A 26,463-nucleotide genomic window follows, 5' to 3' on the forward strand; every position below is an offset into this window, starting at 1 on the left:
GAGGAAGGGATAGCCGTGCGATCCGCCAGCGCCAAGATGCCACCCGCCGCCGACCGGCCCTGTCGGCGCGAAAATTGGTCAGTAATAATGACCCATTGTTTCGCACCGCCATCTGTGACATAGGGGCGGCCCCGTCCAACCAAAGGAGCTTGCCATCATGGACGTCCAGCAGACTTCGCGCTTCACCGTCACCCGCAGCGGCAAGGCCGTATCGGCTGACCGGCGCGCCGCATTGCTGGCGGACCCCGGCTTCGGCAAGCTCTTCACCGATCATATGGTGACGATCCGCTATACCGAGGGGCAGGGCTGGCACAGCCACGCCATCGGCCCGCGCGAACCGTTCCAGCTCGATCCGGCCTGCGCCGTGCTGCATTATGCGCAGGAAATCTTCGAAGGCATGAAGGCCTATCGCCTGGAGGATGGCAGCATCGCCATGTTCCGGCCGGAGGAAAATGCCCGCCGCTTCGCCGAATCGGCCGAGCGCATGGCCATGCCGGCCCTGCCCGAAGACGTCTTCATGGAGGCGGTCGAGGAACTGGTGAAGATCGACGGCGACTGGATTCCGGGCGGCGAGGGCAGCCTCTATCTGCGACCGTTCATGTTCGCGAGCGAGACCTTCCTGGGCGTGCGTCCAGCCAACGAATATATTTTCTGCGTCATCGCTTCCCCCGCTGGCGCCTATTTCAAGGGCGGCAAGAAGGCGGTCACGCTCTGGGTGTCGGAACATTTCACCCGCGCCGCGCGCGGCGGCACGGGCGCGGCCAAATGCGGCGGCAATTATGCCGCTTCGCTGGTCGCGCAGAAGGAAGCGATCAGGCATGGTTGCGACCAGGTCGTCTTCCTCGACGCCGCCGAGAACAAGTGGGTCGAGGAACTGGGCGGCATGAACGTCTTCTTCGTGATGGACGACGGCTCGATCGTCACGCCGCCGCTGGGCGGCACCATCCTGCCCGGCATCACCCGCAACAGCATCATCTCGCTCGCCCGCGCCCAGGGGCATGAGGTGCGCGAGGAACCCTACAGCTTCGCCCAGTGGCGCGCCGATGCGGCAAGCGGCAAGCTGCGCGAGGCCTTCGCCTGCGGCACGGCGGCGGTCGTCACGGCGATCGGCACGGTGAAGAGCGTCGATGGCGACTTCACGATCGGCAATGGTGATGGCGGCATCGTCACCGAAGGTCTGCGTGCCGAGTTGACGGGAATCCAGCGCGGCACGGTGGCCGACCCTGCCAACTGGGTTCGCAAGCTTTAAGAGTTGATGGGGAAATGCGCGGAGGAGCGCATTTCGGACGGCACCGGCCCTCTCCCCCACCCGGCCACCCATAGAATACTGCCGTTGGATGGCCGGGTGGGGGAGATGGCCGGTGCCGTCATGCCCCGCAAGACGCCCATCTGGGACAATATGCCGCCCCCGCGTTCCGGACGAATGCGGGGGCGATGCTTTTCAAACGGATGGAGAGCGCCTAGAACGCCGTCATGCAACGCTTCGACGTCGTCATATTGGGCGGTGGCCTGGTCGGCCTGACCCTTGGCATCGCGCTTTCCGGCCATGGCGTGCGCTGCGCCGTGGTCGATCCGGCCAATCCGGTCGAAACCACCGCGGCCGGTTTTGACGGCCGGGTCTCGGCGATCAGTTCCACCAGCCATGCCATGCTGTCCGCCATCGGCGTCGCCGCGCATCTGGAGGGCAAGGGCTGTCCCATCGACCGCATCTGGGTCAGCGACGGATTGGAACCGGGCGCGCTCGATTTCGCGCCGGATGCGGATGACGGCGTCATGGGGATCATGTTCCCCAATCGCGACCTGCGCGTCGCGCTCGCGCAGACGGCGGAGCATGCCGAAAATCTCATCCGTTTCCAGCCCGATCGCGCCATCCATGTCGATCGCAATGCTGATGGCGTGGCTCTGACGCTGGCTAGCGGCGAGATCATCCACGGCGCGCTGCTGGTCGCGGCGGAGGGCCGCAACAGCCCGACCCGCGAGGCGGCAGGCATTCGCACGACGCGCTGGGCCTACAGGCATGTCGCGATGGTCACTGCCATCGACCATGAAGTGCCGCACGCGAATACGGCCTATGAGATTTTCTACCCGGGCGGCCCCTTCGCACTGCTGCCGATGCTGCCGGGTACCCGCTCGGCCATCGTCTGGACCGTCCCTACCGAACAGGCGCCCGCCATGATGAAGCTGTCCGAACGCGCCTGGCTGGCCGAAGCGCAGAAGCGGATTGGCGGCTTCCTGGGCGAAATCGCGCTGGCGGGGCCGCGTTCCAGCTATCCGCTCGGTTTTCACCATGCCGCCCGCATCACCGACACCCGGCTCGCGCTGGTGGGCGACAGCGCCCATGCCATCCATCCCATTGCCGGGCAGGGCCTCAACCTCGGCCTGCGCGATGTCGCCGCGCTGGTGGAGGTGCTGGTCGAGGGCATGCGCCTGGGCCTCGATCCGGGCGATGCACAGTTGCTGGCGCGCTATCAGCGCTGGCGTGGTCTCGACGCCATGATGACCAGCGTGGCGATGGACGGGCTGGTCCGCCTGTTCGATGTGCCGGGGCGGATTCCTTCGCTCGTGCGCCGTGCCGGACTGGCGGCGGTGCAGCGCACTTCGCTGCTCAAGAACCGCTTCATGGCCGAGGCACGGGGACAATCCGGTGCGCTACCCCGCCTGCTGACGGGTGAGATGGTTTAGGAGCCGCTTCCGGCTAACTCACCCCAACCGCCTTCCCATCAGATCATCCGCCGCAGCACGCCGTCCTTCAGGATGAAATGATGGCGTAGCGCCGCCAATATATGCACGCCGATCAGCGCGGCCCAGGCAAAGGCCATCACTTCATGCCCTTCGCCTGACAGTCCGACGATCGCATCGCCCTTCGACACGGCGAATTTCGGCACATCGAACAGGAAGAACCAGTTCAGCGGCCGGTCGCCCGCCGAAACCATGATCCAGCCGCTGAGCGGCATCAGCAGCATGAAGGCGTAGAACAGGAAGTGCGTTGCATGCGCCACGCCCTTTTCCCAGCCCGGCATTTCCGGCGGCAGGGGCGGCGCCCTGTGGGCCAGCCGCCACAGCAGCCGCGCGACCGTCAGCGCCAGCACCGTCAGCCCGACGGATTTGTGCACCGGCATCACCTTCCATTCCCTCGGCAGGGCGTCATGCGCGAAGCCCAGGAAGAGATTGAAGAAAATGAGGATCGCCGTGATCCAGTGCAGCGCGCGGGCAACGGAACTGTAGCGATCCATCAACATATCCTCCCCGGTCTATCCTTGGCGATTGGCGACCAGATTATCCACCACTGACGGATCGGCAAGTGTACTTGTGTCTCCCAATGCCTGCGCCGAAACCTCGCCCTCCGCGATCTTGCGCAGGATGCGGCGCATGATCTTGCCGGACCGGGTCTTGGGCAGGCCCGGCGCGAACTGGATGACATCGGGCGTGGCGATCGGCCCGATTTCGGTCCGCACCCATTTCACCAGCGTCTGGCGCAGTTCCTCGCTCGCCTCCTCGCCGCTGTTGAGCGTCACATAGGCATAGATGCCCTGGCCCTTGATATCGTGCGGGAAGCCGACCACGGCCGCCTCCGCCACGCTTTCATGCAGCACCAGCGCGCTTTCGACCTCGGCGGTCCCCATGCGGTGGCCCGACACGTTGATCACGTCGTCCACTCGCCCGGTGATCCAGTAATAGCCGTCGGCATCGCGCCGCGCGCCGTCGCCCGTCGTATATTTGCCGGGGAAGGTCGTGAAATAGGTCTGGAAGAAGCGCTCATGATCGCCCCAGACGGTGCGCATCTGCCCCGGCCAGCTCCCCGCGATGACCAGATTGCCCTCGGCCGCGCCTTCCAGCACATGCCCTTCGCCATCGACGATCTGCGGCACCACGCCGGGCATAGGCAGCGTCGCGGAGCCGGGCTTCAGGTCGGTCGCCCCCGGCATCGGCGCGATCATCGCCGCGCCCGTCTCGGTCTGCCACCAGGTATCGACGATCGGGCAGCGATCCTCGCCCACGACATGATGATACCAGCGCCAGGCCTCCGGATTGATCGGCTCGCCGACGGTTCCCAGCAGGCGCAGCGACTGACGACTGGTCGAATGGACGAAATCGTCGCCCTCCTTCATCAGCGCCCGCAGCGCCGTGGGCGCAGTGAAGATGGTCTGCACCCGATGCCGGTCGACGACTTCCCAGATGCGGCTGGGGCTGGGATGATTGGGCACCCCCTCATACATCAGCGTGGTCGCGCCGTTCGCCAGCGGGCCATAGACGATATAGCTGTGCCCGGTGACCCAGCCGATATCGGCGGCGCACCAGTAGACGTCGCCTGGCCGATAGTCGAAGCACAGCTCATGCGTCAGGCTGGCCCAGAGCAGATAGCCGCCGCTGGTGTGCAGCACCCCCTTGGGCTTTCCGGTCGAGCCGGAGGTGTAGAGGATGAACAGCGGATCTTCGGCGTTCATCGGTTCCGCCGGACAGTCGGCGGACGCCTTGGCGGCTTCCTCATGCAACCAGAGGTCGCGGCCCTCCGCCATGTCGATCGCGCCGCCGGTCGCCTTGACGACGATCACCTTGCGGACGCTGGTGCATTCCTGGAGCGCGGCATCGACATTGGCCTTGAGCGGAACCTTCTTGCCCGCGCGGCGGCCCTCATCGGCGGTGATCACCAGGGTCGAATCGCAGTCGATGATCCTTCCGGCCAGCGCTTCGGGCGAGAAGCCGCCGAACACGACGGAGTGGATCGCCCCGATCCGCGCGCAGGCCAGCAGCGCGAAGGCCGCCTCCGGGATCATCGGCAGATAGACGGTGATACGGTCGCCCTTCCGCGCGCCCGCGCCCTTCAGCACATTGGCGAAGCGGCAGACTTCCTCATGCACCTGCCTGTAGGTGTAGCGGCGCGGCTCCTCCTCCGGCGAATCCGGTTCCCAGATGATCGCGGTCTGGTCGCCGCGCGCCGCCAGATGCCGGTCGATGCAGTTGGCGCTGACGTTCAGCACGCCGTCGGCAAACCATTTCACGCCGAAATCCGCCTCGGCAAAGCTGCTTTCATTGGCTTTGGTGGGGAAGTTCACCCAGTCCAGCCGCCTGGCCCGTTCCAGCCAATAGGCGTCCGCATCCCCGATCGAGCGCGCATAGTCCGCTGCGCGCCCATCCCGGTCGAGCAGCGCGGAGGCCGCCCACTCCGCAGGAACCGGGAAAAAATCGTCAGACATGCAGCATCCTTTCCTTGCGAAACCTCGCTTTGCCGATCTTCTAGAGGGGGAATGCGAGGACCGGAAGCGCGGATTGGGGCGCTTTGCCACAGTTTCCACCAATATCGGCGGGCGATTAAGCAGCATCACGCCATTTGCCGCTTTTCGGCCGGGGCCAGTCGGCCTAACAGGAGGGGAATATGTGGCAACTCTTCCAATTTCCGCTCTGCCCCTTTTCCCGCAAGGTCCGCCTGCTGCTCGGTGAAAAAGGCGTGGGCTACGACCTGACCCGCGAATCGCCCTGGGAGGGGCGCGACGAGTTTCTCGATCTGAACCCGGCGGGCACGACCCCGGTGATGGTGGATGAGGAAAAGGGCATCACCCTGATCGACAGCCAGGCGATCTGCGAATATTTCGAGGAGACGGTCGAAAAATTCCCGCTGATTTCCGGCACGGCGGCCGGCCGGGCGGAAGTGCGCCGCCTGACCGCCTTCTTCGACCAGAATTTCTACGGCGACGTCGTGGGGCCGCTGCTGCACGAACGGATGAAGAAGCGCCTGATCGAGCGCGCGCCGCCGGATGCGCGAGTGCTGCGGGAGGCTATGAAGCGCGCCAACATCCATATGGATTATATGGATTATCTGCTGGACCATCGCAGCTGGATGGCGGGGGGGACGATGAGCCTCGCCGATATCGCGGCGGCGGCGCATCTGTCGGTTGCGGATTATCTGGGCGGCATCGACTGGGCCGGCCATGAAACGGTGAAGCGCTGGTATGCGGGCTTCAAGTCGCGACCGTCCTTCCGCCCGCTCTTGTCGGAACGGATGGAGGTCATCACGCCGCCGCCCCATTATGAGAAGCCCGACTTCTGAAGCGTTTTCACGTTGAGCGAAACGCTCCTGTTCATTTGTGCCGCTTTTTCCGAGCCATTGACCGTCAACGGTCAACGGGAAAATCCCCAAGCGGGATCAATCCGTCTCGGCCGCCAGATAGACGCGGTTGCGGCCATGCTCCTTGGCCAGATAGAGCGCCCGGTCGGCGGCTTTCAGCGCGGCGCGGGGATCCTCATAGGCCATCATGTTGGCGACGCCCGCGGAAAAGCTGACGCGCTCCATCCGCTCGCCATTGGTGCGGTTGACCAGGCTGCGCGTCGACAGGTCCTGCCGCACCGCATCGACCGCCTCGCAGGCTTCGGCCGCCGTCTTGCCGCGGAACAGCATGACGAACTCCTCGCCGCCATGGCGGGCGACGTGGCAGCGGTCGTCGCTGATCTTGGCCAGCAGCCCGGCAACGAATTTCAGCACCCGGTCGCCGGTGTCATGGCCATGCGTGTCGTTGATGACCTTGAAATGGTCGATGTCGCAAAAGGCGACGGACAGTGCCTCGTCCTCATCCTGCGCCAGCTTGACCTCTTCGCGCAGCACGCTTTCGAAGGCGCGGCGGTTGGGCAGGCCGGTCAGATGGTCGTGCTCGGCCGCCCGGCGCGCGCTTTCCAGGTTGGATTTCAGAAGCTGCGTCTGTTTCTGATTGTCGCGCAGCTGGTTTTCGACCTGCCGCGTCTTTTCGACCATCGACCGGGTCAGCGCCACCAGGCGCGACAGGATTGGCTGATTGTCGGAACCGGCCGCCAGACCCTTCACCTCTTCCTGCAGGGCGGCGCCATAGTCCTTGGCGGAATTGCGCGATTCGGTCATCAGGCCGGTGAATTGCGACAGATTTTCCTCGACCTTGTCGAGCATGGAGGCCAGCGCCTCGGGCGTTATGTCATCGCTGCGCTGTTCGGCGGCGGCGGTTTCGATCCAGCCGTTGGTGATCTTGCCGCGCTCCGCCAGCACCGCCCTGATCGCCTTTTCCATGCCGATATGCGCGCCGGTCAGATAATCGAGCGCCACGCTGAAGTTGAGCGGTGTCAGGTCCAGATCATGGGCGAAAAGGAAATCGCCGATATCCTCATAGAGCTTGCGCCGCCGGCTGACTTCCCGGCTCGCCGAACTGCCGGCGCGGGCGCGCTGCGGTTCTTCCTCCTCCTCCGTCGCAATCTCGTCGCTTTTGCCCGAAAAGCCCCGTGCCCACCGCGCCAGCCGGTCGGTCAGCCCATGTTGCGGATTGGCCGCGGAAGAAGATGCCCCAGTCATGCTCGCTAGAACGGATGTCGTCGAACAAGGTTAAGGCCGCTCCGGACGAAAAGCGCCAAGCCCTTGATTCGGAGCTCTTTATATATTTGCGCTGATCAGCCAGTCACGGAAAATCCGCACCGCGCGGGTCTGGAGCGCGCGGGGGCGGCAGACGAAATAATAGCGATAGGGGCTTTCCACCCGCGTCGACGGGAACAGCCGTACCAGCCGCGAATCCTGCGCGTCCTTATAATGGCTGGCATGCATCACGGCGATGCCCAGTCCCTGGGCCGCCGCCTCCAGCATCAGCTGACCGGAATCATAATTGTCGATCGCCAGCGGTTGCAGGTCCGGCAGCCCGATCGCCTCCTTCCACGCGTCGAACGCCAGCGCCATGTCGCGATGCAGCAGCACCGTATGATTGGCCAGCTCCTGCGGTGCCGTCAGGGCATGGGGCGGTTCCAGCAAGGTCTTGCGCCCAATCAGATAGACCTCGTCATGGTCCAGCTCATGGGCATAGAGCGCCGGGTCGATATCCTTCGCCAGCACGATGGCCGCGTCCAGTCCCTCGCCCAGCCGCGCCACGGCATAAGGTGTCGTTTCGATATCGATATGAAGCTGCGGATGCCGCTGGCGCAGCGCCCCCAGATGCGGGAAGATGCGCTGGGTCGCGAACAGCGGCAGCACCGCCAGCCGCAGCCGCAGCTGGTTGCCGCCGCTCTGGATATTCTCCAGCGCCTGGCTCAGCGAATCGAGTGCGGGCGCGATATCGTCCAGCAGACGCTGGCCATCGACATTGATTTCCAGCGCCTGATGCTTCCGGTCGAACAAGGGACGGCCGATGAATCGCTCCAGCGCCTGGACCCTGCGGCTCAAGGCCGGAGTCGAAAGCGCAAGTTCCTCCGCCGCTGCCTTGACAGAGCCAAGGCGGGCGACCTGAACAAAGGCTTCCAGGGCCGTAAGAGGCGGTAATCTACGCATAAGCAGTCAATTTCATCCGGCCGGTCCGCTGCGACGCATCATTGCATGTTTTTCCAACGACGCGCGGGCCGGCTCTCCAGCATCCTCATTCCTGATACTGGGCCACTCAGCAGGAAAAAGGGGGACTTGGCAAGATGCAAAAAATGCAACTCCTGGATTTTTTTCGCACTTGCGAAAATACATGCCGCACCGCACATAGGAAAGGCCTTTCAGGCATCCTCTCCTATAAACTTTTCGGGTCGGCCTTCGGGCTGGCCCTTTTTTTCTTCTGCCCGGGTCATTTTTTATTCGGTCCGGCGAAGATCGCGCCCCCTTTCCCTTGTCCCTGGCGTTACCTATCTCGTTACGCAGCGACAAGAATGGGGAAGCCCAGTGGCCGAGGAAGAAACCGCAGGACGCAGGATACAGGTGGCCAACGCCCGGCCGGAAGATGCGGGGCGCGGCCTTGCGCGACTGCCGCTGGCGGTGATGGCGGAGCTTCATCTGACCGAAGGCGATATCATCGAAATCATGGGCAAGCGGCCCACGCCTGCGCGCGTGGTGCGGCCTTACAAGGAAGATGAAGGGTTGGACGTGCTGCGCCTCGACGGGCTTCAGCGCGCCAATGCCGGGGTCGGATCGGGCGACTTCGTGGCGATCCGCAAGCTCGACCCGCGTCCTGCGCAACGCGTCGTCTTCGCGCCTGCACAAAATAATTTGCGGCTGCAGGGCAATCCGGACGCGCTCAAAAGGGTGTTCTTCGCGCGGCCGCTGACGGCGGGAGATATCGTCGCCACCGCGGGGCAGCAACAGGTGCCGCCCGGCGACATGCCGCCCCAGCTTCGCCAGATGCTGGCCGCGCCCGCCTATGCCCTGCAGGAAATCCGCCTGGTTGTGGTATCGACCCTGCCCAAGGGCTTCGTGGTGATCGATGCCGATACCGAGATCGAGTTGCGCGCCGAATATGAGGAGCCGCGCGAATCGCGCCGGGCCGACGTCACCTATGACGATGTCGGCGGCATGGCCGAAGCCATCGACCAGTTGCGCGAAATGGTCGAACTGCCGCTGCGCTATCCCGAACTGTTCGAGCGGCTGGGCGTCGATCCGCCCAAGGGCGTGCTGCTCCACGGCTCGCCGGGGACGGGCAAGACGCGCCTCGCCCGCGCGGTCGCCAATGAATCGGACGCCGAATTCTTCCTGATCAACGGGCCGGAGATCATGGGTTCGGCCTATGGCGAGTCGGAAAAGCAGCTGCGCGAGATTTTCGAGGCGGCGGCGAAGGCCGCCCCGTCGATCCTGTTCATCGACGAGATCGACTCGATCGCACCCAAGCGCGGCAATGTGACCGGCGAGACGGAAAAGCGGCTTGTCGCCCAGTTGCTGACGCTGATGGACGGGCTGGAACCGCGCACCAATCTGGTCGTCATCGCCGCCACCAACCGGCCCGAGGCGATCGACGAGGCGCTGCGTCGTCCCGGCCGTTTCGATCGCGAAATCATCGTCGGTGTCCCCGACGAGCGGGGCAGGCGGGAGATTCTGGGCATCCACACCCGCGGCATGCCCCTGGCCGACAAGGTCGATCTCGTCGAACTGGCGCGCATGACCTATGGCTTTGTCGGCGCCGATCTGGCCGCGCTGACCCGCGAGGCCGCGATCGAGGCGGTGCGCCGCTTCATGCCGCGCCTTAATCGGGAGGAAGGGACGATCCCGCCGGACGTGCTGGAGGAACTCTCCGTCACGCGGGAGGATTTCATGGCCGCGATCAAGCGTGTCCAGCCCTCCGCCATGCGCGAGGTGATGGTGCAGGCGCCCAATATCGGCTGGTCCGATATCGGCGGCCTGGACGACGCGCAGATGCGGTTGAAGGAGGGGGTGGAGCTGCCGCTCAAGGACCCCGACGCCTTCCGCCGCATCGGCATCCGCCCGGCCAAGGGCTTCCTGCTCTACGGCCCGCCCGGCACCGGCAAGACCCTGCTGGCGAAGGCGGTGGCGCGCGAGGCGCAGGCCAATTTCATCGCGACCAAATCCTCCGACCTCCTCAGCAAATGGTATGGTGAAAGCGAACAGCAGATCGCCCGCCTCTTCGCCCGCGCGCGGCAGGTGGCGCCGACCGTCATCTTCATCGATGAGCTGGACAGCCTGGTGCCGGCGCGCGGCGGCGGCCTGGGCGAGCCGCAGGTGACGGAACGGGTGGTTAACACCATCCTTGCCGAGATGGACGGGCTGGAGGAACTGCAATCGGTGGTCGTCATCGGCGCCACCAACCGCCCGACCCTGATCGATCCGGCATTGCTGCGGCCGGGGCGCTTCGACGAGCTGATCTATGTGCCTGTGCCGGACCAGGCGGGGCGCAAGCGCATATTGGGCATTCACACGGCCAAGATGCCGCTTGCCGGGGATGTCGATCTGGACCTGCTGGCCGAACGGACCCAGCGCTTTACCGGCGCCGACCTGGAGGATCTGGTCCGCCGCGCCGGCCTGATCGCGCTGCGCCAGTCGCTGTCGGTGGACAAGGTCACCCAGGCCCATTTCGATGCCGCGCTGGAGGATACCCGCGCCTCCGTCACGCCCGAGATGGAACGCGAATATGAGCAGATCCAGGCGACGCTCAAGCAAAGCGTGATGCAGGTCGATCCCATCGGCTTCGTCTCGCCAGGCATGTTGCGAACCCGCAACGGCAGGGACTGATCCGGGCGCTGGGCGGGGGGCGGATTCTTCCGGCCTGCCCTCCGGCCCACGCGCGCATTTCCCCTCTCATCCGCCGCGAAGGCGCTTGCAACCCCGGTCGATATTTGCGAGTCGGGCAGGTGAAGGCAGACAGGCGAGAATTGATGGCCTCCATTTCGTTGAAGAAGAAAAGAAATCTCCTCCGCGCGGGCAGGCAGCCCTCCAGCTTTCTGGGCCAGTGGGGCATGTTCTTCCGCCAGTTTGTCAAACATCCCGGCATGATCGGATCGGTCATCCCCTCGTCCCGAACCCTGGTCGACAGCATGCTGGAGGGAGTGGATTGGCAACGCACCCGCCTGTTCGTCGAATTCGGGCCGGGCGTCGGCACGTTCACCCGGCCCATTCTCGACCGTTTGCATCCCGACGCGACCTTGCTGGCCATCGACCTCAATCTGGACTTCGTCGCCTATCTGGAAGCGGAGATTGCCGATCCCCGGCTGCGGGTGGTGCATGGCTCGGCGGCCGATGTGCGCCGCTTCATCAAGGAAGCGGGCTATGCCCAGGCCGACTATATCCTGTCCGGCATCCCCTTTTCGACCCTGCCCGAAGGGGTGGGGGAGGTGATCTGCGCGGAAACCCGGTCGGTCCTCAGGACCGGCGGCGCCTTCATGGTCTACCAATATTCCGCCTATATGCGGCGTCTGCTGGCCCCCCTGTTCGACGAGATCCGGGAACGGGTGGAATGGCGCAACATCCCGCCATGCCGGATGTTCACCGCGATGAAGGCGGAGATTCTGGCCCAGGCGGCCTGATCCCCTTCATTTTCAAAGAAATTTCGATCCACCGGCGCTTATACCCTTTATGGGGTATGCGCACCTTGCACGCGGCAACTAGATGGAGCGAGGGGCAGGATTTGCTGCCTGCTGGCGGCTGGGCCATATTGCGACCCATGGTCCGGCTGCCGGCTTCAACCTTTTCCCTCGATCTGCATCCGACGGTTTCGCTCCTGTCCGCTTTCATGATAAGGCGCGGCGCGGAATGCGATGAGATATGTGATGAACGACCTGACCCAGACTCCCGAAATGCTGATTGCGACCATGGGCGGCCGCGCCCGCGTGGCGGCCGGCGCGCTTGCCGCGGCCAGCGATGCCCAGAAAATCGATGCGCTGCGCCGCGCCGCCCAGGCGCTTCGGGATCAGGCGCCGGCGATCATCGCCGCCAATGCCCGCGACATGGAAAATGCCGCCGCCAACGGCCTGTCCCCTGCCATGCTCGACCGGCTGCGGCTGGACGAGGATCGCGTGCTGGCGACGGCGGCGGGCGTGGATCAGGTGGCGACGCTCGCCAATCCGCTGGGCAGCGTGATCGACAGGCAGGTCCGCCCCAACGGCATGGAACTCAGCCGGGTGCGGGTGCCGCTGGGCGTGATCGGCATCATCTATGAAAGCCGTCCCAATGTGACCGCGGACGCGGCGGCGCTCTGCCTGCGCGCGGGCAATGCCGTGATCCTGCGCGGCGGCAGCGAGGCGAAGGAAAGCAACCGTGCCATCCACGCCGCCCTGGCCGAGGGCATTGCCGCCGCCGGGCTGCCCGCCGATGCGGTGCAACTGGTCCCCACCACGGATCGCGCTGCCGTGGGCGCGCTGCTCAAGGCCGCCGAGTTCATCGACCTCATCGTGCCCCGCGGCGGCAAGAGCCTGGTCGCCCGCGTGCAGGAGGAGGCACGCGTGCCGGTGCTCGCCCATCTCGACGGCATCAATCACAGCTATGTCGATGGCGCCGCCGATCCCGACATGGCGCTCAGGCTGGTGGTGAACGCCAAGATGCGCCGTACCGGCATTTGCGGCGCGACCGAGACGGTGCTGATCGACAAGGCCTTCGGGGCGGCCCCCGCCATTGTGAAGGCCCTGCTCGACGCCCGATGCGAAGTGCGCGGAGACGAAGCCGTGCAGGCGATGGACGGCAGGGTAAAAGCTGCGTCCGATGAAGATTGGGACACCGAATATCTGGACGCGATCGTTTCCGTCCGGCTGGTCGATGGGCTGGACGAGGCGCTGGCCCATATCGCCGCCCATGCCAGCCATCATACCGACGCGATCATTACCGAGGACGCGGAAAAGGCCGAGCATTTCCTGAATGCCGTCGACAGCGCCATCGTGATGTGGAACGCCTCGACCCAATTTGCCGACGGCGGCGAATTCGGCCTGGGCGCGGAAATCGGCATTTCGACCGGCCGCCTGCATGCGCGTGGTCCGGTCGCGCTGGAGGGCCTCACCACCTATAAATGGCTGGTGCGCGGAACGGGCCAGACCCGTCCCTGATGCGGACCTGACAAGGGAAAGGTGAGGGGGTTTATCCCTTCACCGCCCCGTCGATAGCCTTCAGCGTCGCCAGCAGCGGCCCGACCCAATCGACCGGCAGCATGACCGGCCCGTCGGACGGGGCATTGTCGGGGTCGTCATGCGCCTCGGCAAAGATCGCCGCCACCCCCGCCGCCACCGCGCTGCGCGCCAGTATCGGCGCATATTCGCGCTGCCCGCCCGAAGCCGAACCCAGCCCGCCCGGCTGCTGCACCGAATGGGTGGCGTCGAACACCACCGGATAGCCCGTCTGCGCCATCACCGGCAGCGATCGCATGTCGCTGACCAGCGTGTTGTAACCGAAGCTCGCCCCGCGCTCGGTCAGCAGGATGCGCTCATTCCCGGTCGAGGCGACCTTCTGCGCCACCGCCGCCATGTCCCAGGGGGCCAGAAACTGCCCCTTCTTCACATTGACGACCGCGCCCGTCCGCCCGGCCGCCAGCAGCAGGTCGGTCTGGCGGCAGAGAAAGGCCGGAATCTGCAGGATATCCACCGCCTGCGCCGCCGCCTCCACCTGTGCCGCTTCATGCACGTCGGTCAGCACCGGACAGCCGAACGCCGCCTTCACCTCCGCCAGGATCGCCAGCCCGGCATCGATCCCGACGCCCCGCTGCCCCGAAACAGATGTCCGGTTGGCCTTGTCGAAGGAGGATTTGAAGATGAACGGCACGCCAGCCCTGTCCGCCGCTCCGGACAGCCTTTCCGCCATCATCATCGCATGGTCGCGGCTCTCGATCTGGCAGGGGCCGGAAATCAGGACGAAGGGCAGGTCGTTGCCGATCGTCACTTGCCGGGCTTCTGGCCCGATGGAAACATGTCTGGCTTTCATCCCGCTCCCTTCGGCGCTTTCACGAAGCGGCGCAAGAGTTGTCCGCGCCACAATGCCTTGCCGGGAGGATCGCATGTCCCGCAGCCGATCCTCTCATCCCCTGATCCGCCCCAGCATCTCCTGGCCCGCCATCCGCTGCCGCACATAGCGCCGCTTCAGCACCACGCTCGCCGCCAGCAACGGCACGCCCAGGATGATGCAGATCGCCCCCAGCATCGGCGGCCACAGCCCGAACAGGCTGTGCACGTTCAGCGCGGAGGGCGTCAGCAGCAGCAGGAAGCCGGCCGTCAGCAACCACAATCCCCAGCGTCGCGGACGCACGGCGATCATGCGCATCTCATGCCGGTGCGCCTTGCGACCTTCCCTGGTCGTCAGGTCATGATGTTTCATGGCCGGCAGTGAAGCGGAAAAGCCCCGCCCCTGTCCAGCGCCGGAAACGGGTTTCGCTCAGCCGCATAATCGGCTAGATGCGGTTCCATCCCCGGGGGACCGTCCACAGACGGTTGAGAGGCGGCTGATGTGGCCGCGACCCGCTGAACCTGATCCGGATAAGACCGGCGTAGGGAGGGAACGGCTTGTGTGAAGGCAATCCGCGCCCATCCTCCGCCCCGATGCCAAGAGGAGGACGGCAAGCCATGGACACGATTTCCATTCTGACCCTGCGCCTGTCCGAAGCCATCGGCCTCTACATGATCGTCATCGGCATGGGCGGCCTCACCGCGCCCCGGCGCTGGCGGGAGATGATGGACGATCTCGCCCGTTCGCCGGGGCTGGTCATGGCGCTCGGCTTTCCGGTCTTCGTCGTGGGTGCGGCGCTGGTGCTGATCCACAGCATCTGGACCGATCCGCTGGCGATCATCGTCAGCCTGATCGGCTATGCCGCCCTGATCGAAGGCGCACTGCTGCTCGCCGTGCCGGGGCCGTTGCTCAAAATCGGTTTCTGGTCGCTCGACTTCACCCGCGCCTGGGCGATCGTCTCGATCGTGCTGGGCATCCTCCTGTTCCTCGCCGGCCTCACCGGCCGCGCCACCGTCATTGCCTGAAAGGAAAATCCATGGCCGATGTCCCCGCCCGCACTGAAATGCGCGTCACTACCGGCCCCATCCGGGGCAGCCGCAAGATCCATGTCGGCCCGCTGAAGGTCGCCATGCGGGAGATCGACCTCGAACCCGGCAGCGGCGAGCCGCCGGTCCGCGTCTACGATACGTCGGGCCCCTATACCGATCCGAATGCGCGCATCGACATCATGGCGGGCCTCCCCGCGCTGCGCCGCGACTGGATCATCGGCCGGGGCGATGTCGAGGAATATGACGCCCGCGCCATCAAGCCCGAAGATAACGGACTGAAGGGCCCCGACCGCAGCGGCGGCGTCCAGCCCTTTCCCAACCTGGTCAAGCGTCCGCTGCGGGCAAAGGCCGGCGCCAACGTCTCCCAGATGCACTATGCCCGGCGCGGCATCATCACCCCGGAAATGGAATATGTGGCCGAGCGTGAAAATCTCGGCCGCGCCCGCCTCGCCGAATATGTCCGCGACGGGCAGGACTGGGGCGCGTCGATCCCCGATTATGTGACGCCGGAATTCGTCCGGGACGAGGTAGCCCGTGGTCGCGCCATCATCCCGTCGAACATCAACCACCCGGAATCGGAACCGATGGCGATCGGCCGCAACTTCCTGGTGAAGATCAACGCCAATATCGGCAACAGCGCCGTCGCCTCCGACGTGGCGAGCGAGGTCGACAAGCTGGTCTGGTCGATCCGCTGGGGCGCCGACACGGTGATGGACCTGTCGACCGGCCGCAACATCCATGACACCCGCGAATGGATCCTGCGCAACTCGCCCGTGCCGATCGGCACCGTGCCCATCTATCAGGCGCTGGAGAAGGTCGGCGGCATTGCCGAGGACCTCACCTGGGACATCTTCCGCGACACGCTGATCGAGCAGGCCGAACAGGGCGTCGATTATTTCACCATCCATGCGGGCGTGCGCCTGCCCTATATCCCGATGACGGCCAAGCGCGTCACCGGCATCGTCTCGCGCGGCGGATCGATCATGGCGAAATGGTGCCTCGCCCATCATAAGGAAAGCTTCCTCTACGAGCATTTCGACGAGATCACCGAGATCATGAAGGCCTATGACATCGCCTATTCGCTGGGCGACGGCCTGCGCCCCGGATCGATCGCGGACGCCAATGACGAGGCGCAGTTCGCCGAACTCTACACGCTGGGCGAATTGACGAAGCGCGCCTGGGAACAGGATGTGCAGGTGATGATCGAAGGCCCCGGCCATGTGCCGATGCACAAGATCAAGCAGAATATGGACAAGCAGCTTGAGGCCTGCGGCGAGGCGCCCTTCTACACGCTGGGGCCACTCACCACCGACATCGCGCCGGGCTATGACCATATCACCAGCGGCATCGGCGCGGCGATGATCGGCTGGTACGGCACGGCGATGCTTTGCTATGTCACGCCCAAGGAGCATCTGGGCCTGCCCGACCGCGACGATGTGAAGGTGGGTGTCGTCACCTACAAGCTCGCGGCCCATGCCGCCGACCTGGCCAAGGGCCACCCCGCCGCCAAGGTGCGCGACGACGCGCTTTCCCGCGCCCGCTTCGAATTCCGCTGGCGCGACCAGTTCAACCTGTCGCTCGACCCCGACACCGCGGAGAAATATCACGATCAGACGCTCCCGGCAGAGGGTGCCAAGACGGCGCATTTCTGTTCCATGTGCGGTCCCAAATTCTGCTCGATGAAGATCACGCAGGAAGTGAGGGACTTTGCGGCGAAGCAAAATCAGCCCGCCGACGGCTTCATCGCCGCCGAGGATGCCGAAAAGGGCATGCAGGAAATGAGCGAAATCTTCCGGGAGACCGGGAGCGAACTCTATATGGGCGCTGGCGGCCGGGAGCATGACTGATTGAATAGCGCTCGGCGGGGTCGGATCGGCTCCGCCGAGCGCCACCGCCACCGCTTCCCCGCCTCCCTTGTTGCCCCCGTACCGCGTCATCGCTAGGATATTGTTGGGGAATTTATAGCGGCCGGGTTCGGGGGACCATCATGGAACGGGGGCTGACACGCCGAAGCCTGTCTTCGCTGAGGGACGCGCAGGCCTTTATCGATGCCCTGCGGGGGACAGGATCGATCCGCGACCTCGGCCTGCTGGTGGATCAGATCAGCCGCGAGATGGGGTTCGCCTATCATGCGCTGGTCCACCATGTGGATCCTGGCATCGCCGACGGCAGCATGGTGCGGTTGGAAAATTATCCCGAAGCCTGGGTCGGCACCTTCATCGAAAAGCAACTCCATAGCTGGGACCCCGTCATCGTCGCGAGCCGGACGACCAACGCGGCCTTCGCATGGTCGGACGTTCCGCGGCTGATCGAGATCACCGACTGCCAGCGGGACGTTCTGAAGGCCGCCGCGATCGAGGGATTGGGCGATGGCTTCACCGTCCCGGCGCACATGCCGGGGCAGGTGAGCGGCTCCTGCACCTTCGCGGTGCGCACCGGCCTTGCCTTGCCCCGGCATCATCTCGGCATGGTGCAACTGGTCGACTCCTTTGCCTTTCAGGCCGCGCGGGCGCTGACCCTGGCGGAAAAGGACGTTGCTCTATCGCCCCGGGTCATGCTGACACCCCGGCAGCTCGATTGCATCCTGCTCGCCGGGCGGGGCAAGAGCGACTGGGAAATCGCGCAGATACTGGGCCTGAAGGAAGACACGGTCACCGAATATCTGGACGCGGCGCGCGCCCGCTACGGCGTCGCTCGCCGGATACAACTTGTGATGCGCGCCGTTCATGACGGTCATATCGCGCTGTCCGACCTGATCGAATGATCCCCCCTTTCGAGGGGAGGCATAAACACTCCAATCTGGACATATTATCGGCCAATCAGGGGGGAGGAGCGATGATCCAGCTTTTCAGCATCGGCCAGGGCCGGATGGCCGCCGCACCTTCACGATGACCAAGGCGCGATGACCGGGGCGCGATGACCATGGCATTCGACGGCCCCATTCCTACGGCGCATCCCGACGCTCCTCCTCTCCCGCTGCCGGCGCTGGGGCAATATGCCCGAAGGTTGCTGGCACAGCGTCGCCGCCGCGACCAGCTATTGGGCGCAGACCTGTTCGGGGAGCCGATCTGGGACATGTGTCTCGATCTGTTCGCCAACGCGGTCGAAGGACGGCCCGTAAGCATATCCAGCCTCTGCATTGCGTCGGGAACGTCAACCACGACGGCGCTGCGCCATATCGCTATGCTGGTTGATCGCGGTTTGCTGCTGCGCAGGCAGGATGCCAGTGACGGCCGCCGCGTCCTGGTGGAACTCGCACCCATGCTGTTCGAACAGCTTGCCCATCTGCTCCAGTCCTGGAGAGCGAGCGGGGAAGAGTGATCTGGCGTTTTTGGAGGGCGCCTGTCCGTCCAACGGCTCGAAACTTGTTTTAGGAAGGACCCAGGGAAGCAGCGCGCGGAGAAATCCGCAGGTCGCTTCATGAGCCTGATTTTCTTTGAAAATCTGGAGCGGGCGAAGGGATTCGAACCCTCGACCCCAACCTTGGCAAAGTTGCCAAGGTGTTTTTCGGCTTTTCACCAGGCTTCGCTATTCTTGGATAAGTTGTTGTTTTATAATTTGAATATCGACTTTATCTACGCTATCCTGCTCGGAAGATACACCCCCATTTTCATCATAGGTGGTCGCCCGGTGGTCGCCCAAAATCGGGCTTCGGAGGCAGGTTTTGACCGAGAAAACTGTAGTTTTGACAAAGCGCGCCATTGACGCGGCGCAGCCCAAGGAGAAGCGTTACGACATCTGGGATAGCGAGATCGCCGGCTTCGGCCTTCGTGTCGGCGTAAGTGGCGCGAAGACCTTTGTATTTCGGTATCGTGCGGAAGGCGGCGGCCGTGGTGCGCCGAAGCGACATGTAACAATCGGCCGTTTCGGGCCACTTACGGTCGAATTGGCGCGGCGGCAAGCTAAGCAACTTCTAGCCAAGGCGACCGTGGGCGAAGATCCGGCCAAAGTGCGCAATGACAAGCGCGCGGAAATGCGCATCAGCGACCTGATCGACCTTTACGAAGAGGAAGGTTGCTACATTCAGCGCGGCAAGCGCCAAGGCACTCCCATGAAGCCGTTGACCAGGCAATATACACTGGCGCGCCTGCGTCACCATGTCGTCCCGCTGCTCGGCTCGAGCCGGGTGACTGCGGTGAACGCTGGCGATATCGAGCGCTTCTTCCGTGACGTCGAGGCAGGCAAGACCGCGCGCGACGACAAGATCGGCCCACGCAGGCGCATCGTCGTCAAGGGCGGCGAGGGCGCCGCACGCAAGGTCTTCCGCGATTTGTCTGCGGTGTTCAGTTTTGCGCGGCGCAGGGAGATCATTGACCGCAATCCCTGCGATACAGCCTCCGTCCGAAAGACCGACAATCACAAGGATCGCTACCTCACGCTCGATGAGGTCAAGCGGTTCGGCGAGGCGCTGCGCGAACTGGAGAGCGACGGCATCAATCGCAAAGCGCTCGACATCATGCGTTTGTGGATGCTGACCGGATGCCGCCGCGAAGAGATCGCCAGCCTCAAATGGGGGGAGGTCGACTTCGACCATGGCAGTTTCCGGTTCGGCGACACGAAGACCGGAAAGAACGTGCGCCCCATTGGCGCTGCCGCGATCGCTGTTCTCAGGACAATCGAGCGGAATGAGGATTCTGATTTCGTGTTCCCGTCCGAAGATGGGGACGGTTATTTCCGGGGTTACAAGACCCCTTGGAAGAAGGCTGTCGACAAGGCTGGCCTCCCCGATGTCACGCCGCATACCCTGCGCCATACGATGGGCTCCACCGCAATTTCATCGGGTGAGGCTATGGCTTTCACTGGTGCGATACTCGGTCATGCCAATCCCCGCTCGACGGCGATCTATGCCCATGTTCAGCACAATCCGGCCAGACGCGCCGCCGATCGGGTTGCAGAGAGGATTGCGGCCGCTCTTGCCGGTATGAGCGACGCCGAAGTGGATGCGCCACCTGCTGATGAGGACGAAGATCTGCTTCGCCGCGTGGCAGAAACGCTGATGAAAGGCGGAGCGGAAGCCGAACGCCTGCGGGTAGTGATCAACGCGCTTGCGGTTTGAGGGATTACGCGACAGTTTAACGAACCCCGTCCGCCTCGCTTCTGCCCTGTCCAGCGAAAATCGGGATCAGGCTCGCACGCGGACCCGCTGACGGACACGTTCGTAAAGTGGCAGCTCCGCTTCATGAGAGATTTCAACGGTGACCGCGAAGGCTTGTTGGCCTTCGTCGCCAGCCCAGCCGCCAGAACAGCGCACGACAAGATAATAATTGTCGCCATAGCCGCGGATATTGCGCGAGAAGCTCACCGCGGCGGTCTGAAGGCTCGATTTCTCGCGCACGGTCGAACTGGGCAGAAGCTTGCAGTTATAGCGGGCCGCCATGTCAGGGAAAGGGCCCTCGTCGACTGTTCGCCGCCGATAATGCTCGAAGATCATGTCGGGTTCGCAGCCACGGATGAGCCGGACCCCCATCGAGACGCCGTTATAGTCGAGACGGCTGTGCCGGACCGGCGGATCGAAGGCCAGGCTGACGCGGATCGTCCGCCGGCCGCGCTCGGTCTGAAACAGTTCGGGGATCGGAATCTGATAGACCGCGAAATGATCGATCGCGAGTTCGTCCTCGGCATAAAGGATAACGCGCGCGTCATCCGAGAAGGCCGCGCGCTCCGCATCGACGCGTCCATAGCCGCATAGCGACCGCGCAGCCGCATCGCCTAATGGGGCAAGGCGCAGCGCAGCTTCGGCAGGGGTTGTCGCACTGGTGGCGAGCAGCGCGCGCATGAGATTGGCCGAGGCCTCGGGAAAGCGGCGAAGAATCTGACCGGCTTTGAAGGCGACGAGTGGCGCGGAATGCGAAGTGCCCGAGCGAGCAGCGAACAGGCGGTCCACTGCCCTGTGGTGGAGCGACATAACGCCAGCTTCCGGTCGCACTTCACCGCCCTGCAAGGCCGCGGTCGGGCCATCATAGATGAGGGTGCCGCCCACATCGATGAAATCGGGCTTGATGGCACCGCGAACGCCTGGCCCGGCTCGCGAGAATGGCGAAGGCTCGAGTGCCGCGGTTATGGGTTGAACCCCGACATTGTCCGCCGCCCGGGCGCTGAGACCATTGCCGTGTGCGATCGACCCGACCGTGACGATGTTCATGCCGCCGGCCGGTTCGCACAGCCGGTTGTCCGGTTCCAGGAGATAGCCGGGATAGTCGGTCACCGCCTCCTCGACCCGCATACCGCGCCGGGGCTGCCGATTGCCGGCGGCCACGATGATGACCACGTCCAGCTCGCGCACCAGCTCGTCGAGCGTCTGTGCCCAAGGGCCGACCTTGCCGCCTTCGATGACCTTGGTGCGGTCGCCGAGCGCGATCACGAAGATGCGGCAGCCGAACTGCTCATGAAGCCCGGTGATCGCCTCGCGCATCAGCCGGGGCGTCAGGCGGCGATTGGGGAAATTGCCGGTATTATCGATCACCTTGGCCGAGCAGAGACGGACGTGGCGGATCAGCTCGCCGGCGCCAAGCTGACTGCGGAGGTCACCAAATGTCGCGATGCCGCCGACGAAAGTGCCATGCCCGTGATCGTCCGCCGTACCCAGCGTATCGGGAATGGCGATCGAACCGACGATGATGTCTTCGATCAGCGGATGGTCGTTGATCCCGCTATCGATGATCCCGACGAGCGGGGCCTCTTCATCGACTTCGGCGATATCGGGCAGGTCGGCGAGGGTCAGGTCGATATGCCGTGCATCGATCAGATCGGGTTCGGGCGGCAGATCGATCTCGGCGATCTCCTCGATCGACAGCAATGCGCGCGCGACCGTCCCGTCGCAGCGCAGCCGGACCAGCGTGAGATTGGGACCGATGTGCCGATCCAGTTCCTCCGCACCGCGCGCCTCGGCGTAGCGCACGATGTCGTCGATCTTGCGTTCGCGTAAGGCTCGCGCACCCAGATCCCACAGCTCAATATCGAGGATATAGTCTTCACCTGACTGGAAATCCTCGACCTCCACCAGCCCCGCTTCGCGGGCGCGCATGCCGATCCGGTCCCGCGGCGCGACCTCGGCGATCGTCTCGACATTGGCGATGAAAGAGGAAAAGGCCGGGCTCGCGCGACCCGGCTGCACGCCCTGGCCGTAGGCATCGAGCTTGCGCTGAAAATCCGCCAGGTCGTCGGAAGAGGAGAAGAGGACGAGCGTGCGATCCTCATCGCTGGACAGGACGGTCAGGCCGACCCGGTTCCATTCTTCCTCAAGCAGAGGGCCGCTCATCTGGACGCGCAGGATCAGAGAGGGATCGACCGCGTCCGGGCGGCGACGCCGGCGCTGGGCGGTTACGGCCTGATCAAGTTCCTGACCCAGCCGATCGCTATGCCCGCGCGGATCACGCTGCGGCGGTGGTCCCCCGCCGCCATTCTTACGGCGGGGCATACGCTCAGGCAGCCGCAGGAGCTGCAGATGGTCGTAACGCGCCACTGTGTCGGGATCAGGCGGTCATGCGTTCGGTTCTGCGCCGACGACGGCGCTCATCGGCGATGGCATGAAGAAAATCCTGCTCCCTGACCTGTTTTCTCTTGTCGATGACGGACGCCTTGATCGCCTGCACGCAGATGCGGTCCAGTTCGGCATAGCTGTAGCCCGCCAGCGCATCGACATGACCTCGCGGGTCGAAGGCTAAGGCGACGTTGCGGAATTTCATCTTGAGGAAGCGGTCGGTCATCCGCGCATCGGGCGGATCGAACCAGACCACCTCATCGAACCGCCGCCAGATCGCTGCGTCCAGCGACTGGTCGAGATTGGTGGCGGCGACCAGGAAGCCCATGGGCTGGATTCGGTCGATGAAGATCAGCAAGCTGTTGACGACGCGGCGCAGTTCATTGTGTTCGCCGCCATCCTCCCGCTCACGGGCCAGCGCGTCGAATTCGTCGAAGAAGAGGACGGTCGGCTGCTTGCGCGCGAACTCGAAAATCTTGCGGACGTTGGTCGCGGTTTCGCCCAGATAGGAGGAGATCAGGCGATCGAGCTTGACGATGTAGAGCGGAAGGCCCAGTTCGGCGGCGAAGATTTCCGCACAGAGCGTCTTGCCACATCCTGGGGGACCGCAGAACAGGAGCTTCGAGCGGACGGGTAGGCCCCGCCGCCGGATGTCGTCCGCGCGGCGGAACTCCCGCAACAGGTCAAGAAAGATGCGGACATTCTCGCTGGAGAGGATGATATCCTGCTTGTTGTGTGTCGGCTCGACCAGCTCGATGAAGTCGCCTGCGGCTTCAGGGAAAGGAATGAGTGGCGCCAAAGCTTTGGGCCTTGCGGGACGAGAGGGTCCCGCTTCAAGAGAACGGCGAAGCGAGCGGGCGAGAACGCGGTTATTCTTCTTCTCCTCTTCGCTGATGATCTGCTCGGCAACGGCTCGGAACTCTTCGTCCCGGCCGTAGCTTGCCAGCAATTTCTTCATCAACTCACCGCGTGCCATAGGTCCAAATCAGCCTTTCCTCTGACCGGTAGCATAGTCGGATTTGTCGAATCTGCCATAATTTCCTGCAGGGCGGAACGATAAATAGCGGCCCGCGAAAGGTCTCCCCGCTACGGATCATGTACCGCTCGCATAGGCTGTGTCCGGTGACACGCGTTGACGAGAAGACTCGGGCCGGACCTTGGCGGAGCAGCTCTCCCGGCCCCACCTGATGGTGCTTGATGAGCTTGGATATCTACCGTTTGTGCGGCCCGGTGCGCTGTTGCTGTTCCATTTGATCAGCAAGTCTATGATCCACCTTCGTCGTCATCACGACCTACCTCTCCTTCGGTGAGTGGCTGCCGTGTTCCGCGAGCCCAAACCCGTCCTGAGCGAAGTCGAAAGGATGACCTGGTGCTGCTCGACCGTGCCACCCATCACATCGCCGAGAAGGCAACCATGACTTGGCGGTAAAAAACTGCGATGAGCTGCCATTCTCACCCATATTCCTTGGGAGGGACCATGACCGGTACGGATCACCATCGGGTTTGGCTCAAGACCATGATTGAAGGGCTGTTTGACAATCGCATATGGTCATCCGATTGACATGACGGGTGCGGTGCTAACGACACGTGCGCTGCACGCCATCGCACGTGATGGAATACGCCGTGGACTCGTCACTCTGTGCACATCGGCGTGGTACTGCCTTTCGAACGAGCCTGAGGTTCCGCAGGACAAGCAGGCCGCCACAGCAAGCAGGGGAATATCATGATGAAGCCGCCCTAGCCTCGTCCCCCGTCAAGGGGGTATTGTTTCGAAGACATTTGTACGAGTGTGAGTGTGTGTCGGGGGAACAGAGGAGTACTGGGCCTCCTATACCTTTTAGGACGATCTGCGTGGGAAGCGGGTTGGGTGCGCTCCGGCGATCGAATGATCGACGTTATGCGATTGATGCTGATTGAAGAACTCGTAGCCCGGATCTCTGAAGCCAGGACCGAAGAGCAATTATACGCGACGATGCGCTTTGCGACGCCGCGCCTTGGCTTCGACCACTTCGCACTCGCCTATGAATGCACGCCGGCGAGATCGGAAGGCATAACGCTGCTGGTGCATGATTATCCGGATGAATGGGCCAAGGTTTATGTCGGGTTCGATCTTGGCGGAGCCGACCCCATCCGCCGTGCATGCGGACGGTCGATGACCGGTTTCGAATGGCGCCATCTCGACAAATATGTACCCATTACACGCGGAGACAGGCAGATGCTCGCGGTCGGGCGCGACCATGGAATTGTCGACGGCTACACCGTTCCACGACATGTTCCCGGCGAAGCCAGCGGTTCATGTTCCTTCGCGACGCGTACGGATTCCGCATATTCAAAAACCATGCTGCACGCGGCTGAAGTGGTCGGGGCCTTTGCGCTCGCGCGTGCGCGATGTTTGGCCGGTCCCCTGCCTCCAGGCGGACAACGGCCGGCATTGAGCGAACGTCAGCGCGAATGCGTCCTCTGGTCGGCGCGGGGGAAGACCGCTGGTGAGATTGCGACTATCCTCGGTATCAGCGAGGAAACCGTAGTTCAGCACCTCAAGCTGGCGCGCGAGCGGTACGACGTCCATAGTCGGCAATCCCTCATTCTGTGCGCGCTGTTCGATGGTCTGATAAGCTTCGCGGACATTTTTCACTGGTGGCGCCAGAATTAGGGCGGTCATGCAGCAAAATCGGACCGGGACGCAGTCAAAGGCCACGCCTGACCGGTCTGCGGGCAATGCCTCGCTGGCCAGCACAAAGCGTCCGAGCATCCCCCTTTCTTGGTATGTCGCGAAGGGCGACGACATGGTTTGAACGACGGCATCTTATCAACCTGTCGAAGGATGCTGTCATGCATGATGTTCTGGATCGAGCGCCTGCGGCGCTCGAGAACGCCGCGTTGCGCTCCATGTTTGCGGCCCGCAAGGAGGTGTTCATCGATTTGCTGAAATGGGATCTGCCCGTTCTGGCGGGCACCTTCGAACTCGATGAGTTTGATGACGAGTATGCAGAGTACCTCATCCTGCTCGACGGGGATGGCCGCCACCGCGCATCGGCCCGACTCCTGCGGACCGATCGTCCGCATATTTTGGGTGACCTCTACCCCCATCTTTGCGACGGACCTGTACCGGCAGGTCCTACCACCATGGAGATTACGCGTTTTTGCCTGGATCGGAAGCAACGCGCCAGTGAGCGGCGATCGGCGCGCAATCAGCTCGTAAGCGCCCTTGCATTCCATGCTCTTCGGCATGGGATCACCAATTACACAGGGGTCGCGGAAATTGGCTGGTTGGCGCAGATCCTGAAGTTCGGATGGCGTTGCGCTCCGCTTGGAGGGGTTTTCCCCGACAGGAGCGGAATGCTCGCCGGGCTGCAGATCAGCATCGATGATGAGACGCTGGCGGGTCTCAAAGCCGCGGGAACCTTTGAACCGCTCACCCTGACTGTCGCCGGGCACTGGGGAGATGCGGCATGATCGGCAAACACGAGAAACGGGCGGAGCACTGGATGAAAGAGCTTCTCGACCGTGGCTATTGCATCATTCCTGACGCATCGCCCATCGAGACGATTGCCGCGCTCAACAGCGATCTCGACGAGACGTTTCACGCAACGCCATTCGGCAAAGGGCGTTTTTACGGCAATCGAACCAAGCGTTTCGGCAGCCTGCTCAAGCGCTCGCGCCATGCGCCCGCGCTCGTCCTTCAGCCAACCATCATGGCGATGGCGGAAGCGATATTGGGCGCAGCCTGCGAGCGTATCCAGCTTAATGTCGCCCAGGCCATCGAGATTCATCCAGGGGAAGTCAGGCAGCTCCCTCATCGGGATCAAGAT

The 26,463-nt window shown here is 63.7% G+C and carries 25 protein-coding genes and 1 riboswitch; of the genes, 17 read left to right on the top strand and 8 right to left on the bottom strand.

Annotated features, from left to right (window positions below; all coding sequences use genetic code 11):
* Window positions 1–157: 157 nt before the first annotated feature.
* Window positions 158–1,249: a branched-chain amino acid aminotransferase gene (locus tag MJ601_RS16655; RefSeq protein ID WP_242128436.1), complete on the top strand. Its 1,092-nt coding sequence runs from the start codon at window positions 158–160 to the stop codon at window positions 1,247–1,249.
* 224 nt (window positions 1,250–1,473) lie between these two features.
* The gene (locus tag MJ601_RS16660; RefSeq protein ID WP_242128437.1) at window positions 1,474–2,682 is read left to right on the top strand and encodes an FAD-dependent monooxygenase; all 1,209 of its coding nucleotides are present in this window, start codon (window positions 1,474–1,476) and stop codon (window positions 2,680–2,682) included.
* 38 nt (window positions 2,683–2,720) lie between these two features.
* On the opposite strand, the gene MJ601_RS16665 is transcribed toward MJ601_RS16660, so the two are convergent.
* Window positions 2,721–3,233 carry a cytochrome b gene (locus MJ601_RS16665; protein WP_242128438.1) on the bottom strand — a complete coding sequence of 171 codons (513 nt, stop codon included), beginning with the start codon at window positions 3,231–3,233 and terminating at the stop codon, window positions 2,721–2,723.
* A gap of 18 nt (window positions 3,234–3,251) precedes the next feature.
* Window positions 3,252–5,195: an acetate--CoA ligase gene (gene acs, locus MJ601_RS16670; protein ID WP_242128440.1), complete on the bottom strand. Its 1,944-nt coding sequence runs from the start codon at window positions 5,193–5,195 to the stop codon at window positions 3,252–3,254.
* Between the two features lie 179 nt (window positions 5,196–5,374).
* On the opposite strand from acs, the gene MJ601_RS16675 reads away from it, so the two are divergent.
* Entirely contained in the window at window positions 5,375–6,046 is a 672-nt protein-coding gene (locus MJ601_RS16675; protein WP_242128441.1) for a glutathione S-transferase family protein, read from the top strand.
* 96 nt (window positions 6,047–6,142) lie between these two features.
* Here MJ601_RS16675 and MJ601_RS16680 read toward each other — a convergent pair whose 3' ends face one another.
* Both MJ601_RS16680 and MJ601_RS16685 read right to left on the bottom strand, forming a co-directional pair.
* Complete coding sequence (locus MJ601_RS16680) at window positions 6,143–7,309, bottom strand: GGDEF domain-containing protein (protein ID WP_242128442.1); 1,167 nt, start codon at window positions 7,307–7,309, stop codon at window positions 6,143–6,145.
* A gap of 78 nt (window positions 7,310–7,387) precedes the next feature.
* On the bottom strand, window positions 7,388–8,269 hold the full coding sequence (locus MJ601_RS16685) for a LysR substrate-binding domain-containing protein (protein WP_242128443.1): 882 nt from the start codon (window positions 8,267–8,269) through the stop codon (window positions 7,388–7,390).
* A gap of 372 nt (window positions 8,270–8,641) precedes the next feature.
* Between MJ601_RS16685 and MJ601_RS16690 the strand changes: the two genes are divergently transcribed.
* The 3 genes from MJ601_RS16690 to MJ601_RS16700 all read left to right on the top strand — a co-directional run bounded on the left by MJ601_RS16690 (window position 8,642) and on the right by MJ601_RS16700 (window position 13,236).
* Window positions 8,642–10,936 (top strand): CDC48 family AAA ATPase, encoded by a 2,295-nt coding sequence (locus MJ601_RS16690; RefSeq protein ID WP_242128444.1) that lies wholly within the window; start codon window positions 8,642–8,644, stop codon window positions 10,934–10,936.
* 143 nt (window positions 10,937–11,079) lie between these two features.
* The gene (locus MJ601_RS16695) at window positions 11,080–11,727 is read left to right on the top strand and encodes a class I SAM-dependent methyltransferase (RefSeq protein ID WP_242128446.1); all 648 of its coding nucleotides are present in this window, start codon (window positions 11,080–11,082) and stop codon (window positions 11,725–11,727) included.
* Between the two features lie 243 nt (window positions 11,728–11,970).
* Complete coding sequence (locus MJ601_RS16700) at window positions 11,971–13,236, top strand: glutamate-5-semialdehyde dehydrogenase (RefSeq protein WP_242128447.1); 1,266 nt, start codon at window positions 11,971–11,973, stop codon at window positions 13,234–13,236.
* 31 nt (window positions 13,237–13,267) lie between these two features.
* On the opposite strand, the gene kdsA is transcribed toward MJ601_RS16700, so the two are convergent.
* A complete protein-coding gene (gene kdsA / locus MJ601_RS16705) occupies window positions 13,268–14,104 on the bottom strand; it encodes a 3-deoxy-8-phosphooctulonate synthase (protein WP_242128448.1) in 837 nt (278 codons plus the stop codon).
* A 93-nt stretch (window positions 14,105–14,197) separates the two neighbouring features.
* Entirely contained in the window at window positions 14,198–14,494 is a 297-nt protein-coding gene (locus tag MJ601_RS16710) for a hypothetical protein (RefSeq protein WP_348635593.1), read from the bottom strand.
* An 82-nt stretch (window positions 14,495–14,576) separates the two neighbouring features.
* Window positions 14,577–14,687: riboswitch (TPP riboswitch) on the top strand.
* 52 nt (window positions 14,688–14,739) lie between these two features.
* Here MJ601_RS16710 and MJ601_RS16715 point away from each other — a divergent pair.
* The 6 genes from MJ601_RS16715 (at window position 14,740) to MJ601_RS16740 (ending at window position 20,227) form a co-directional block, all read left to right on the top strand.
* A complete protein-coding gene (locus MJ601_RS16715; protein WP_242128452.1) occupies window positions 14,740–15,147 on the top strand; it encodes a DUF2065 family protein in 408 nt (135 codons plus the stop codon).
* Window positions 15,148–15,158: 11 nt separating this feature from the next.
* Window positions 15,159–17,018, top strand: coding sequence for a phosphomethylpyrimidine synthase ThiC (thiC, locus tag MJ601_RS16720; protein ID WP_242128454.1), 1,860 nt, complete (start codon window positions 15,159–15,161; stop codon window positions 17,016–17,018).
* 140 nt (window positions 17,019–17,158) lie between these two features.
* Complete coding sequence (locus tag MJ601_RS16725) at window positions 17,159–17,935, top strand: helix-turn-helix transcriptional regulator (protein ID WP_242128456.1); 777 nt, start codon at window positions 17,159–17,161, stop codon at window positions 17,933–17,935.
* A 152-nt stretch (window positions 17,936–18,087) separates the two neighbouring features.
* On the top strand, window positions 18,088–18,492 hold the full coding sequence (locus tag MJ601_RS16730) for a helix-turn-helix domain-containing protein (protein WP_242128458.1): 405 nt from the start codon (window positions 18,088–18,090) through the stop codon (window positions 18,490–18,492).
* A 99-nt stretch (window positions 18,493–18,591) separates the two neighbouring features.
* On the top strand, window positions 18,592–18,876 hold the full coding sequence (locus MJ601_RS16735) for a hypothetical protein (RefSeq protein WP_242128460.1): 285 nt from the start codon (window positions 18,592–18,594) through the stop codon (window positions 18,874–18,876).
* A complete protein-coding gene (locus MJ601_RS16740; protein ID WP_242128462.1) occupies window positions 18,836–20,227 on the top strand; it encodes a tyrosine-type recombinase/integrase in 1,392 nt (463 codons plus the stop codon). The genes MJ601_RS16735 and MJ601_RS16740 overlap by 41 nt, the downstream gene beginning before the upstream one ends.
* Window positions 20,228–20,293: 66 nt before the next feature.
* On the opposite strand, the gene MJ601_RS16745 is transcribed toward MJ601_RS16740, so the two are convergent.
* On the bottom strand, window positions 20,294–22,588 hold the full coding sequence (locus tag MJ601_RS16745) for a S8 family peptidase (protein WP_242128465.1): 2,295 nt from the start codon (window positions 22,586–22,588) through the stop codon (window positions 20,294–20,296).
* A gap of 55 nt (window positions 22,589–22,643) precedes the next feature.
* Complete coding sequence (locus MJ601_RS16750) at window positions 22,644–23,609, bottom strand: AAA family ATPase (RefSeq protein ID WP_242128467.1); 966 nt, start codon at window positions 23,607–23,609, stop codon at window positions 22,644–22,646.
* Between the two features lie 229 nt (window positions 23,610–23,838).
* On the opposite strand from MJ601_RS16750, the gene MJ601_RS16755 reads away from it, so the two are divergent.
* The 5 genes from MJ601_RS16755 to MJ601_RS16775 all read left to right on the top strand — a co-directional run.
* Complete coding sequence (locus MJ601_RS16755; RefSeq protein ID WP_281061354.1) at window positions 23,839–23,961, top strand: hypothetical protein; 123 nt, start codon at window positions 23,839–23,841, stop codon at window positions 23,959–23,961.
* 222 nt (window positions 23,962–24,183) lie between these two features.
* Window positions 24,184–24,378 carry a hypothetical protein gene (locus MJ601_RS16760; protein ID WP_281061353.1) on the top strand — a complete coding sequence of 65 codons (195 nt, stop codon included), beginning with the start codon at window positions 24,184–24,186 and terminating at the stop codon, window positions 24,376–24,378.
* Between the two features lie 158 nt (window positions 24,379–24,536).
* Window positions 24,537–25,304: a LuxR family transcriptional regulator gene (locus MJ601_RS16765; protein ID WP_242128469.1), complete on the top strand. Its 768-nt coding sequence runs from the start codon at window positions 24,537–24,539 to the stop codon at window positions 25,302–25,304.
* A 179-nt stretch (window positions 25,305–25,483) separates the two neighbouring features.
* Window positions 25,484–26,107: an acyl-homoserine-lactone synthase gene (locus MJ601_RS16770; RefSeq protein ID WP_242128470.1), complete on the top strand. Its 624-nt coding sequence runs from the start codon at window positions 25,484–25,486 to the stop codon at window positions 26,105–26,107.
* Window positions 26,104–26,463, top strand: a 360-nt coding sequence (locus MJ601_RS16775) for a phytanoyl-CoA dioxygenase family protein (protein ID WP_242128472.1), incomplete at its 3' end; no start/stop codon positions are given. The genes MJ601_RS16770 and MJ601_RS16775, both read left to right, overlap by 4 nt.

Origin of the sequence: Sphingobium trunci (assembly GCF_022664535.1) — a bacterium.
In the GTDB taxonomy this organism is placed as follows: Bacteria; Pseudomonadota; Alphaproteobacteria; order Sphingomonadales; family Sphingomonadaceae; genus Sphingobium.